The organism is Caballeronia mineralivorans PML1(12) (assembly GCF_001028175.1).
In the GTDB taxonomy this organism is placed as follows: domain Bacteria; phylum Pseudomonadota; class Gammaproteobacteria; order Burkholderiales; family Burkholderiaceae; genus Caballeronia; species Caballeronia mineralivorans.
In genome coordinates this window covers 45,599-57,912 of record NZ_AEJF01000237.1, presented here as the reverse complement: position 1 = coordinate 57,912, position 12,314 = coordinate 45,599, and the positions used below count along the sequence as shown (strand labels likewise).

The following is a 12,314-nucleotide window of genomic DNA, read 5'->3' as shown; positions in this document are numbered from 1 at the left end:
TACTGGGTTCATCAACGCCTTACGGAATCGTCATGGCTACCGAAAGAACACCGCTCGATGGCCAAGACCCGTCTCTTGGCCGGGGTCTCGTTGATCGGCTCGATCGCGCCAGTGTCAAGCGGGACGGCAACCCGTCACGCTCAGGCGCCGAGCTCAACATCGGTTTTCTGATGTGGCCCACCTTCCCGTTGCTGTCGCTGGCCGGCTTCTGCGATGCGTTGCGCCATGCGGCGGATCTCGGCGACCAGAGCCGTCCTCTACGTTGCACATGGACGCTGCTCGGTATGGCCGACGAGACCGTGGAAGCGAGCTGCGGCGTGGCGGTGCCCGTGCATGCGGTACACGGTTCGCCGCGGCAATTCGATTACCTCGTCGTGATCGGCGGCCTTCTGCCGAAACTTGATCAGGTTGACCGGCGCTACTGGGACTATTTGCGCGAGGCCGACGCCGAAGGCGTGCCGCTGATCGGCATGTGCACCGGCAGTTTCGTGCTGGCCAAAGCCGGCTTGATGCAGGACCGCGTCGCTTGCGTGCACGCGTTTCACTTCGAAGACTACAAGACAATGTTTCCAGGTTTGCGGGTCATCGCCAATTCAGATTACTTGATCGACGGCAACCGCATCACATGCGCGGGCGGTGTGTCGGTCCTTGAACTGGCAACGCGTTTGATCAGCTTGCATTGCGGCCCGGACAGAGCCTCCAAGGTCATTCATCAAATGACGGTGAGCCGTCTGGGCGGCACGTCGTTCGTGGAGCGCCGCAAGGCACTGGGCTATCTGGCGGTCGGTGATCTGCTGGTACGGCACGCGATCGTGCTGATGGAAGAAAACCTGGAGGCGCCGCTCAACGTCACGGTGATCGCGAAGATGACAGGCACGAGCGTCAGGCAACTCGAACGCAACTTCCTGACGGAAACGGGGATGTCACCCAAGGAGTTTTATCGGGCGATGCGGCTTCGCTACGCGCGCTGGTTGCTGCTTAATACGACAAAACGCATCACGGTAATCGCCTACGAATGCGGCTTTGCCGACTCCGCGCATTTCATCCGCGGCTTCAAGGAAGTCTACGGCGTGACGCCCGGCAAGCTGAGGACGTCATTAGAAGAACGTCTGTCGTGAGACAAGCGCACGCATCGTTGCAGCACTTGCCCCTGCAAACTATGCGCCCACGCGCTTCGACGACCTGCAGTGCGACCGATCAATCGCACTTCAACCGACGCACCGGACGTCTCTCAGGCTACCGACCGACCCCACTCCACTTCAGCGAAGTCCTTTTGTTGCCCTTTATTTATTGCTTCGGTTTGCCGAGCCAGCCCTTGATGGTGTCGGCCATGACGTTGGTTGAGATGCCATAGCGATCGTGCAAGGTCGGCAGCGCTCCCGCAGCGAGAAACTCATCGGGCAATGCGATTTGACGATACATAGGCGTGACGCGCGCCGTGAGCAGCGTGGTTGCGACCGCCTCCCCCAGACCGCCGATCACCGAGTGATTCTCGGCGACTACGACCATGCGGCCCGTGCGCCTGGATTCACGCAGGATCGTCTCGGTATCGAGCGGTTTAATGGTCGGCACGTGCAATACGCCAACTCCGACGTTGTCTGCTTTCAGCGCCTTCGCGACCTCCAGCGCGCGCATGGTCATGATGCCCGACGAGATGATCAGCACCTCGGCGCCGTCACGCAGCAGCTTCGCCTTGCCAAGCTCGAACTGGTAGTCGTATTCGTCGAGCACGGCCGGAACGTTGCCTCGCAGCAGGCGGGCATACACCGGGCCGTTATGCGCAGCAATGGCGGGCACCATTTGCTCGGTGTCGAGCGCGTCGCAGGGATCGATGACGGTCATGTTCGGCATCGCGCGCATGAGCGCAAGATCCTCGGCCGCCTGATGGCTCGGTCCATAGCCGGTCGTAAGGCCCGGCAGCGCGCAGATGATCTTCACGTCGAGGTTGTCCTCGGCGATGGCCTGGTGCATGAAGTCATACGCGCGGCGGGTCGCGAACACGGCGTAGGTCGTGACGAACGGCTGCGCACCTTCATGTGCCATACCGGCAGCCGCGCCCATCAGCAACTGCTCGGCCATGCCCATCTGGTAGTAGCGCTCAGGGAACTCCTTCCCGAAGATGTGCAGGTCGGTGTACTTGCCGAGGTCGGCGGTCATGCCGATCACGTTCTTCTTCTCCCGCGCCAGTTGCGCCAACGCATGGCCGAACGGCGCGGAGCGCGTGACTTGTCCTTCGCCCGCGATAGAGGCGATCATCGCCGAGGTCTTCAGGCGCGGCTTCGTGGTGGTGGTATTGCTCATGCTTGTCTCCCGGCTTCGAGTGCTGCAAGCGCCAGTTGCCACTCGTGGGCATCTACGCGGATGAAATGGTTCTTTTCCCGTTCTTCGAGGAACGGCACGCCGCAGCCCATCCGGGTATCGCACACGATAATCCGCGGCTGTTCCTTCGGATGATTGCGCGCTGTATCGAACGCCGCCTTCACGGCATCAATGTCGTTGCCGTCCACACGTTGCGTAAACCAGCCAAATGCTTCGAGCTTCTCGACGAGCGGCTCGAACGCCATGATCTGCGAGGAGGGACCGTCGGCTTGCTGGTTGTTGACGTCGACCATGGCGATCAGGTTGTCCAGCTTCCAGTGAGCGGCCGACATCAGGCCCTCCCAGATCGCGCCTTCATCGAGTTCGCCGTCGGAGAAGAGCGTGTAGACGAAGGCGTCCGAGCCCTTGCGCTTCAGTCCGAGGCAGCGGCCCACCGCGATCGTGAGACCGTGGCCCAGCGAGCCGCCGGACATCTCCATGCCGGGCGTGTAGCTCGCCATGCCGGACATCGGCAACCGGCTGTCGTCGCTGCCGTAGGTTTCAAGTTCTTCCGGCGGCAGGAAGCCGGCTTCGAAGAGCGCGGCGTAAAGTGCGATCGCATAGTGTCCGTTGGACAAGAGGAAGCGGTCGCGGCCTTCCCATTCGGGATCGTCAGGCCGGTAGCGCATCGCGCCGAAGTAAGCGACCGCGAGTACATCGGCGATGTCGAGTGCCTGGCCGATGTAGCCCTGTCCCTGCACCTCGCCCATCAGCAAGGCGTTTCTGCGAATCCGATAGGCGCGCTCGGTGAGCGTCACCGCATCTGATGACGGACTGTTCATGGTGTCTCCTTGATTTAAAAAGTGAGTCTTTGCAGCGGACCGTGTCAGCGATTGACGCTTTTGGCCGGCACGAGGAAAACAAGCCCGGCGCCGATGACAATAGCGACGGAAATAAAGATGAGCCCCGCTGTCGACTTACCGGTCAGGTCGTTCAACCAGCCCACGATGGCCGGCGAGAAGAAGCCCGCGAGATTGGCGAAACAGTTCACCGCGGCGATACCCGCCGCGGCGGACATGCCGCCGAGGAGCGCGGTCGGCAGTGACCAGAACTGCGACGACGAAGCGAGAATGCCGGCGGCGGCCACACTGACACACACCAGCGACGCGCCAACACCGCCCAGCATCGGCAGCGTGGCAAAACCCGCCGCCGACACCAGCATCGGGATCGCAAGATGCAGACGCCGTTCGCGATGGCGGTCAGCGCTTGCGCCTACCAGTGGCAGCGCAATGATTGCGCAGAGGTACGGAATGGCCGTGAAGACGCCTACCCAAAGCGGGTCGGCCACTCCCGACTTGCGGATGATCGTCGGCAGCCAGAACGTCAGGCCGTATTGACCGAGCACCACGCAGAAATAGATCGCAGCCATCAGCCACAGGCGACGGTCGCCAATGAAAGACCGGATGGAGACATGAGCGACCTTGTGGGCGTTGTCGTTCGCCACGTTGCGTGCAAGAAGCGCCTTCTCCTCGCCGGTGAGCCACTTGGCGGCCGCGATACCGTTATCGAGATAAAGCAGGATGGCGACGCCAAGGAGCAACGACGGCAGCGCTTCAAGAATGAACAGCCACTTCCAGCCGGCCAGGCCATGTGCACCCTGGAATGCATGCAGGATGTAACCGGACAGCGGCCCACCGACTATGCCTGCCAATGGAATCGCCATGAAGAAAAGCGAGAGCGCTTTGGCGCGCCGCGCCGAGGGAAACCAGTAAGTCAGATACAGAATGACGCCTGGCGCGAACCCGGCCTCGGCCACGCCCAATAGAAAGCGGAGAACATAGAAGGTGGTGGGCGACTTGACGAAGACGAAGCAAGCCGAGATCACAGCCCACGTCAGCATGATGCGAGCGAGCCAATTGCGGGCGCCCACTTTGTGCAACATGAGATTGCTCGGCACCTCGAAGAGGAAATAGCCGAGAAAGAAAATCCCCGCACCAAAGCCATACACGGTTTCGCTAAATCGCAGGTCATTGAGCATCTGCAGTTTTGCGAAGCCCACGTTGACACGATCGAGATAAGCGCCCAGATAGCACAGCATCAGGAACGGTATTAATCGCCGTCCGACTTTCGCGTACGTTTTCGATTCAAAGGTCGCCGGGTCGGCGAACGACGTGACGTCGCCCGTCACTGACGGCGCAGTGGATTTCGCTTTCATGGGTGTCTCCTGCCATATCGCCCCGGGTTTGCTCCGGGTGCATTGACTCATCCGCAGCAACACGCGGCGGATGTCGTTCTCAGTGAATCAGCATGCCGCCGTTGACGTCGAGCGTGATGCCGGTGAGGTAAGCCGACAGCTCGCTCGTGAGGAAGAGGCAGGCATTCGCGACGTCCGTTGCGTCGCCGAGACGGCCAAGCGGAATGCCCTTGATGATGTCAGTGCGCATCTCGGGCGTAAGCTTGTCGCCTGTGATATCCGTCTGGATCAGGCCTGGAGTGATCGAGTTGACACGAATGTTGTCCGAACCGAGTTCACGCGCCATGGCACGAGCGAGACCGAGTACGCCTGCTTTGGCGGCGCTGTAGTGAGGACCGCCGAAGATGCCGCCACCGCGTTGCGCGGAAACGGATGACATGCAGACGATGCTGCCGCTGTTTTGCGCTCTCATTTGCGGAATGACCGCTTGCGACATGTAGAGCGTACCGCGCAGGTTCACGTCGATGACCGCATCGAAGTTGTCGGCTCCGATGTCCATCGTCTTCAGAGGCTGGGTGATGCCCGCGTTGTTGATCAATCCGTCGACACGGCCGTACTTTTCGATGGCCGCCTTGGCGGCAGCCATGCATGCGGCCTTGTCGGTCACATCGCAGGCGAGGCCGAGGTGTTCTTCGCCGAGGTCACGCGCGGCACTCTCGGCGTCCTCCTTGCGAAGGTCCAGAATCACCACTCGCGCGCCCTGTGCGGCGAGCGCTTTTGCGGTCGCCTTGCCGATACCACGCGGCGAGGCTGCACCGGTTACGATTACCACTTTGCTGTCGAGCAACATGTTTTGTCTCCATCAATCGTGTTAGTTGGTAGGCGCAGTTTCAGCGCTTCAACCATCTCGATCAATGCAGTCGGGCTCAACTATTGCTGAAAAATTTTCAGGTGTCGCAGCACTATGGAGTCACAGGTGCCGGAATTCAGCTCTTTGGCATAAGGCCGCGCGGCGCCACCGTCTGGCGCGCCTTAGCGCTCCACCGCGCTAAGGCTGATCTCATGCTCGACCCAGGCCAGAAATTTGGCCACGCGCGGCAAATCTGCGTTCTGGGTTGGGTAAACCAGATGATGAGCGCCGACCTCCACCGCAAAGTTGCGATCGAAAACGGGTACGAGCGACCCACGTCCGATATGGACCGATGCGAGCATGGTGCTTTCGAGTGCGATGCCGTGTCCCAACGCTGCGGCCTCAAGGGACATGTACGAGCGATCGAAGGAGAAGTCGAATGCCTTTCGGGACCCTGCGACGCCGAACTTGCCGAACCATTGCTTCCACTGCACGAGCGGCGTTTCCGAGAAAATCAGGCGTCGCTCTATCAGGTCTTCGGGGGTGTGCACCGGAAATTTTCTAAGGTATTCCTCCGATGCAAGAGGCGCGATGAATTCGTTGCGAAGCGTTTTAATCTCCCCATCGGTCCAATGCGCGTAGCCATGCCGTACATCGACGTCATAGTAGCCAGAGGTGAACGACACATCCTCGTACGAGCACGCCAGATTCAACTGAATGTCGCCATTTGCTTCCTGGAACGACGCTAGCCGAGGCAGGAGCCACATCAGCCCAAAGCTTGGACTTGAGTGAATGCGGAGAATCTCGACGGCCGATTGGCTGGATGCGCGCTCGGTCGCGCGGCTCAGGTCGGCGAGCGATCCGGTGACATCGGCCAAATATTGCTGGCCGGTTGGTGTCAGGATCAGCCCGCGTCCCAGTCTCGTGAACAAGGGTCTGCCGACCGCGGATTCAAGGTTGGAGATCTGATGGCTAACCGCCGAGGGCGTTAACCCCAATTCATCAGCCGCCCGATTGACGCTTTTTGTCCGGGCGACGCTCTCGAACGCGATGATCGCTTTTAGTGGTGGGATGCGCATTGTTCTTGGACGCTGTGATCACGAACCGTGTCGCTGCTCGGTTTACAACTTCGCTTCGGGCTACTCGATGGATGTCGCGCTTTAAGATGTAAAGGCGAGGTAGGCCTCGGCCGATAGTGTATCGCTTGAGAGGCGCTAGATGCCCAAATCGGGGCCGAAGCGGGCAACCTTGCACGAGCGGCGGTCCCTGCAGTGGCGGCTCTCGGACGAGGAACCGTCATTCAACTCCGTAGGACATCCGACGGCTTGTGGCCGAACTCGGGCCGATGTTGAACAGCCGAAGTCGTCCCCCAACTTGATCCTCGACGTCCCCGCTGGCGGTCATTCGCGATACACGCTCATGCGAATTATCGGGCTGCCCAGTCAAACATTGCCGTTAGTGCTATGTGCTGAATTGGACCAGTCGGTGAGGCCTTCTCTTGCATTCACTTCGATAAACGACGGTAGCCCACGCAGACGCTCAATGTAGGGCAAGAGATGTTGCCAGGTAGTCGCAGGGCGTGCCATGTTGCGAGACCAGCGCATCAGCATCACCGCAAGAAAATCGACCGTGCCGAGCATCCCGCCCACGAAATAGACACGGCCGTCGGCGAGATGTTTATCTAGTCGATTCCATGCCTCCTCGATCCGCTTACGGGCGAGTGCTCTGATCGCGTCGGCCCCAGCCAGGTCGCCATCGACGCCTGCGTAGAACCAGTCACGCATTGCGGGTAGAAGCGTGTTTGCGAGGTAGATCATCAGTTCCAGCCACTCCGCACGATCCGAAGATCCAGGTGCCGGCGCGAGAGCAGCGGCGGGATGGCGCTCGGCCAGCAACATGAGCAGGGAGGCTGATTCGCCGCGAGCCACACCGTCGACAATGAGTGTGGGGACTCTGCCCGAGGGATTCAACCGTCGATATTCGTCGGTCCGCTGGGCACCCGCGTCGATGTCGATCAATTGGGCTTCGAACGGGATCGCCATCTCGATCAACATCCAATGGACCGCCATGCTCGCAGCACCCGGCGAGTAATAGAGACTGTAAGTCACAGATCAGCACCGTATAGCCAACAAAAATTCTGAACAGGGGTAGCAATCATTATCGTGCAGACAATTGCTCAGGCCGTCCCAACATCGGATTGTCTCGTGTTGAGGTACCGAAAAAAGGCTTTTCCCAAGTGCCTCCGATGAAATACCGTTCTTGGCCGGACCCGGGCGGTCAGAGCAGAGTGGGGATCACACATACAGCGGCGATTTCGCGAGGATCCTTAGAGGTATGTCTCGCGAGGCCGTCGCCATTCGCTGGGTGAATCCGGACGGGTTATGAGATTGCAGTTCCCCACGCGCAACGCGAGTGGGGAACTGCTGTCGCATCGACCCCTCAAGGCAATCGACGTTTAAACGAAGTGATCCGGAGCGACGCCTTGGTGAACTTCCATGTCGCAGAGATAATTTCCGCCCGGTACTCAAGCGTTCGCTAAATGCGCCGTTAATACCACTAACGCGCTACCGGGTCGGTAGCGAATATCAATTGGCAGCACCGTACGCAATCGGAGCTAACAAGCCATGTCCGCAGTACCAGTGAAGCACGGTCAACCGTCGAAAGACACGGTCATAGCAGAGTTGACGACGGCCGTCCGCAGGATCTCCAAAGACAAGATCTGGGAAATCGATCTGATCAACCGCGAGGCAACCTATCTTGCAATCAATGCGCTAATCGAGGCAGCACGCGCTGGGGAGGCCGGCCGTGGCTTTGCAGTCGTGGCGAATCAAGTGAAGGACGTTTCTCGCCGGATCGGGCAACTCACTGGCGAGCTCGGCGCTGAACTCGCGACGATCAGCGAAACGATGGTGACGGAACTCGAACGACAGCAGGGTCAGCGCCTCACCGATCTGGCGCTGAATATGATCGACGTGATAGATCGAAATCTTTACGAGCGCTCATGCGACGTACGCTGGTGGGCAACCGATGCAGCGATCGTCGATGGCGTGACGAGTGGCCCCGAGGCTGCCGCTCATGCGTCAAAGCGGATGTCGGTGATACTCGATAGCTATACCGTATATCTCGACATCTGGATGCTGGATCTCGAAGGGCGTGTCGTCGCGAATGGGCGACCCGCGAAGTTTCCGGTCGCGGGTGTGGAAAACGCCACGGGCCAGGAGTGGTTCGACGCAGCACTCCGTACGCGCTCCGGCGACGAATATGCCACCGCCAATGTGGATGCAGTCATGGGCCTGGACGGAGCGCAGGCGGCGACGTATGCGACCGCGATCAGAGAGGGTGGTGCAACCAACGGAAAGATCGCTGGCGTTCTTGCAGTCTTTTTCGACTGGACGAAGCAGGCATCGGCGGTGCTTGATAACGTGCGGTTGAGTAACGAGGAACGAGCCCGCACGCGTTGCATGATTGTCGACGCCACCGGACGAGTCATCGCTGACTCCGGGCAAACCTCCCGGGATACGAAGCGATACGAGTTGCGATCGAGTAGTACGGATGCTGGTGCTTACCGCACCGCTGAGGGGTCGTTCGTCGGATATGCGTTGACGCCTGGCTATGAAAGCTACCAGGGCATGGGTTGGTTCGGGGTGATTGAGCAAAAGCCGCATTACGCTGCGTATGTCTAGTCCCGTCGGTGCACTGCGCGGCACACTTTGGAGCTAGTCGTTGCGCCGAACGTACGGCCGATGACGTTTGTATTTCACGGTAAATCAATGTAGACAGTGCCACCGAGCGTCCCTTTGTGGACGTACTCATCGGGATCTGTGACTGCGCAACGCCCGGAGTGCAGTCGATACGGCGAGGGCACGAACCGCCCCAAAAAGAGGCACTGGATTCAGCCTGATACGCCCATTCTGGTAGCGACGCCGGCCGCCCGCGCTGCTCGTCAACCCGTTCGTCGAACACATTCGGTCGTTCGCGCGCGGGCGGCTAGATCCACGCCTTGTGGTGGCCTGCGGCTATGCCAGCATGGGTGCATGCGTTCGAATCCGCGTCGAGGTTTGCTGCTAGCATCGCTGGGCGAAACGCCGCCGCCGGCGTTACCGGCGCGTTTCCGTTACATGGGGTAGCCAGGTGATTCTCGATATCCGGACGCTTTACGTTGTCACTGCGGTTGCCTGTCTCGTGCTCGGCGTGCTGCAGCTGGTCGCGTACTGCACGCAGCGGTTCGAGCGCTGGCCGGCATGGTGGGGCCTCAGTAATTTGCTGCTGGGGTTGGGGACGCTCGGCGTCGCGCTGCGCGGCATGGCGCCCGATTTCGTGACCGTGCAACTGGCGAACGTCGTGACTGTGGCCGCCTTTCTGTTGCTGTTGGTGTCCGTGCGTGCATTCGCGCAGCGGCCGCCGCTGCCCTGGTGGGTGGTGACGGGCGTCGTCGTATCGCAGGTGCTGCTCGTCGCGCTATGGTCCACGCCAGCCGACTTCCGCGCGCGTATCGCATTTGAATCCGTGGTCTTCGCGCTATTCGACTCGGCAATCGCCGTCGAAGGGGTGCGGCTTGCGCGACGGCATCGACTCAAATCCGCGTGGCTGCTCGCGGGCTGCTTTGGCGCGACTGCGCTGCTGTTTGCAATACGCGCAGTGATGACGTCGCGCAGCGCGATCGGCGGCACGACACTGTTTTCTTCGCCCACCGTGACCTACCAGTGGATGGCTGCGACCGGCGAGGTGTTCATCACGCTGCGCGGCTTCACGTTGCTGCTGATGGCTGCCGAGCGCAGCCATCAGTTGCTGTTCGACCATGCGCAGCGTGATCCCTTGACGGGTGCGCTGAATCGCAGCGGACTGCACCTGTCGTATGGGCGGCTGGCGGCCGCTCGCCGCGCGGCGCGACAGGACGACGACGCGATGTCGGGCCGAGTGTCGCTGGTCGTGATCGATCTCGACCACTTCAAGGCGATCAACGACACGCACGGCCACCCGATGGGCGACGATGTGCTGCGGCTGTTCGCGGCTACCGCGAACAGCGATCTGCGCACCGGCGACACGCTCGCGCGCTATGGTGGCGACGAATTCGTCGTGCTGCTGCCACACACCGCTGGCGGCGAAGCCTTTGCGATCGCCGAGCAGATCCGCGTCGCGTTCGCGAATGCGACCGGCTCGCTCGGTGCGCTAGCGGTCCAGCCGACGCTAAGCATCGGCATAGCCGTCGGCAGCCTCGCCGACGACACGCTCGACACTATCCTGCAACGAGCCGACGAGGCGCTCTACCGTTCAAAGCGGGAAGGCCGCAACCGAGTGCGCGTCGCGGCTGCCGGGTGCCACACAAAGTGAATCAGTGCCAGGTACGTGAAAAACTAGTGGCACAGATCGTGAAAAATCCGGCAGGCCCACGCTGCTTGCGAGCACGCGACCGCCCACGACTGTCGCTGATCGACCCGTTACGGTCGGTCGGATCTTCCGAAAGCTGCCACTCGGCTCCCAGCAAGCGGACGCACGCACAAGGGCAAAGGGTGACCCCCGCGCTGCCAGGGTGTTTCACCTACCGGAGCAGTTCGCGCTCGATCAGCACGCGGCGCAGAACCTTGCCCGGAGGCCGCGAGAGTGGGATCGTGTCGAAAGGCGACACGGCGGCTGGGCAGCGCTGGCCTATTGGCCGAGATGGGAGAGCGCGATCAGCGCCGGCGTGCGCGAGATCTGCATCAGCCCTTCGAGCGGGTGGGCGATGTCCTCGATCAGGAAAATAGCGCCGGAGACCGATAGCGCACAGACGAAAAGCGTCGCAACGGCGGTCCGCTTGTTGGCGCTGACCAGCCCGAATCCGGCGAAGAGGATGCCAAGCCAGAGCACCAGCACCGCCAGGAATGGCGCTGGGATCGCGCCCTGCCCTGGTCGGAACAGTATCCAGCGCGTTTGCGCCAGGTCGTGGCTTCGGGCCAGGGCCTCTGATTGAACCAAGCGCCCCATGTCGTTTCGTGGCGCCAGTTCTCGAAGCTTTTGCTGAAATTGCACCATGCGCGCCAGGCTATCCGGAGCGTCCACATTGGCCTTCACGTCAGTTCCTCCGGAATAAAACTGCTCCACAGCTGAGGCGTAGGTGCCGCGCAGGAGTTCGCGGGCTTCCTTCGCCTCCGGGCCATAATCGGCCAAGGTGCGATCGAGCACGATGACCGTAGCCGCCGTCTGCGTGAACTCGTCGTTGAGTCGGTCGAAAGAAACCTTTGCCGAAGCGATGAGGAGACCAAGGACGAGAGCCGCGAGCGTCGCCATCAGGCCGGCCCCCAGCTTCACGATAGCCGTCGAATCCTCGTCCAGGTGATGGTCGGGAAGAAAAGAGCGAAGACCCAAGCCGAGCACCCCGCTGTCGAAGACGCACACAAACACGATCAAGGCGACCATCAATGAGCTCATGATTGACCTCTGCGATTTGACTCGAAGTCGCCCCCGCTCTAACGGGACTGGCGAAGACCAATGTTTAAGTGCTGGGATGCTACACCTACACCGCAGTACCCGACCGAGGCTATCGCTTCGGCGCCGAAATTATGTCTCGTTGTCAGGCGGACTCTGGGCGTCTGCCATAGGGAAATTTAAATCGTCACCTCGAACGGCAGTTCCTGGCCGGACGCCGACTGACACTCGTGGCCGAGGCCCCGATGCGCGTTTCTCAAAGTAAAGCCGTTTAACAATTCAGGCCTTCAGGAGCGACACGGCCTCCCACCCCACTTGCGATGTGACAGCTTGAATTTTCATCCGGCAGGCAGCTTGCAATAATGGTTGGTAACAAGCGCATGACGCCGGTTACGTCCGGCTGACCCTGCCGCCGCTAAAGACCCGCCATTACCTGCCGATAAATAAGCCTTAAGAAAAAATTGCGGCGTCGGGGTCGCAAGACACTTAGGCGGACGCGCGTTCTATATGCGCACGCTACCCATGACCGTTGCCGGCAATGACGCTTGTCCCAACGTGACACTGTTC

At 60.6% G+C, this 12,314-nt stretch carries 10 protein-coding genes; 3 read left to right on the top strand and 7 right to left on the bottom strand.

The window, feature by feature from the left end; genetic code table 11:
- The first annotated feature begins 32 nt into the window (after nucleotides 1-32).
- Nucleotides 33-1,118 (top strand): GlxA family transcriptional regulator, encoded by a 1,086-nt coding sequence (locus EOS_RS39225; RefSeq protein WP_047897616.1) that lies wholly within the window; start codon nucleotides 33-35, stop codon nucleotides 1,116-1,118.
- A gap of 169 nt (nucleotides 1,119-1,287) precedes the next feature.
- Here the strand turns inward: EOS_RS39225 and EOS_RS39220 are convergent, their stop codons facing one another.
- The 6 genes from EOS_RS39220 to EOS_RS39195 all read right to left on the bottom strand — a co-directional run bounded on the left by EOS_RS39220 (nucleotide 1,288) and on the right by EOS_RS39195 (nucleotide 7,450).
- A complete protein-coding gene (locus tag EOS_RS39220; RefSeq protein WP_047897615.1) occupies nucleotides 1,288-2,301 on the bottom strand; it encodes a transketolase family protein in 1,014 nt (337 codons plus the stop codon).
- A complete protein-coding gene (locus tag EOS_RS39215) occupies nucleotides 2,298-3,140 on the bottom strand; it encodes a transketolase (protein WP_047897614.1) in 843 nt (280 codons plus the stop codon). Before EOS_RS39215 ends, EOS_RS39220 begins: the two co-directional genes overlap by 4 nt.
- 44 nt (nucleotides 3,141-3,184) lie before the next feature.
- Entirely contained in the window at nucleotides 3,185-4,513 is a 1,329-nt protein-coding gene (locus EOS_RS39210; RefSeq protein ID WP_047897613.1) for an MFS transporter, read from the bottom strand.
- A gap of 79 nt (nucleotides 4,514-4,592) precedes the next feature.
- Nucleotides 4,593-5,342: an SDR family NAD(P)-dependent oxidoreductase gene (locus EOS_RS39205; RefSeq protein WP_047897612.1), complete on the bottom strand. Its 750-nt coding sequence runs from the start codon at nucleotides 5,340-5,342 to the stop codon at nucleotides 4,593-4,595.
- A 182-nt stretch (nucleotides 5,343-5,524) separates the two neighbouring features.
- Entirely contained in the window at nucleotides 5,525-6,421 is an 897-nt protein-coding gene (locus tag EOS_RS39200) for a LysR substrate-binding domain-containing protein (protein ID WP_047897611.1), read from the bottom strand.
- Between the two features lie 363 nt (nucleotides 6,422-6,784).
- On the bottom strand, nucleotides 6,785-7,450 hold the full coding sequence (locus EOS_RS39195) for a glutathione S-transferase family protein (protein ID WP_047897610.1): 666 nt from the start codon (nucleotides 7,448-7,450) through the stop codon (nucleotides 6,785-6,787).
- Between the two features lie 516 nt (nucleotides 7,451-7,966).
- On the opposite strand from EOS_RS39195, the gene EOS_RS48850 reads away from it, so the two are divergent.
- Together EOS_RS48850 and EOS_RS39185 are read left to right on the top strand one after the other, a co-directional pair.
- Entirely contained in the window at nucleotides 7,967-9,025 is a 1,059-nt protein-coding gene (locus EOS_RS48850; RefSeq protein WP_047897609.1) for a methyl-accepting chemotaxis protein, read from the top strand.
- A 448-nt stretch (nucleotides 9,026-9,473) separates the two neighbouring features.
- Nucleotides 9,474-10,673, top strand: a complete 1,200-nt coding sequence (locus EOS_RS39185) for a GGDEF domain-containing protein (RefSeq protein ID WP_047897608.1) — start codon at nucleotides 9,474-9,476, stop codon at nucleotides 10,671-10,673.
- Between the two features lie 315 nt (nucleotides 10,674-10,988).
- On the opposite strand, the gene EOS_RS39180 is transcribed toward EOS_RS39185, so the two are convergent.
- Nucleotides 10,989-11,750, bottom strand: coding sequence for a bestrophin-like domain (locus tag EOS_RS39180; RefSeq protein ID WP_047897607.1), 762 nt, complete (start codon nucleotides 11,748-11,750; stop codon nucleotides 10,989-10,991).
- Nucleotides 11,751-12,314 lie beyond the last annotated feature (564 nt).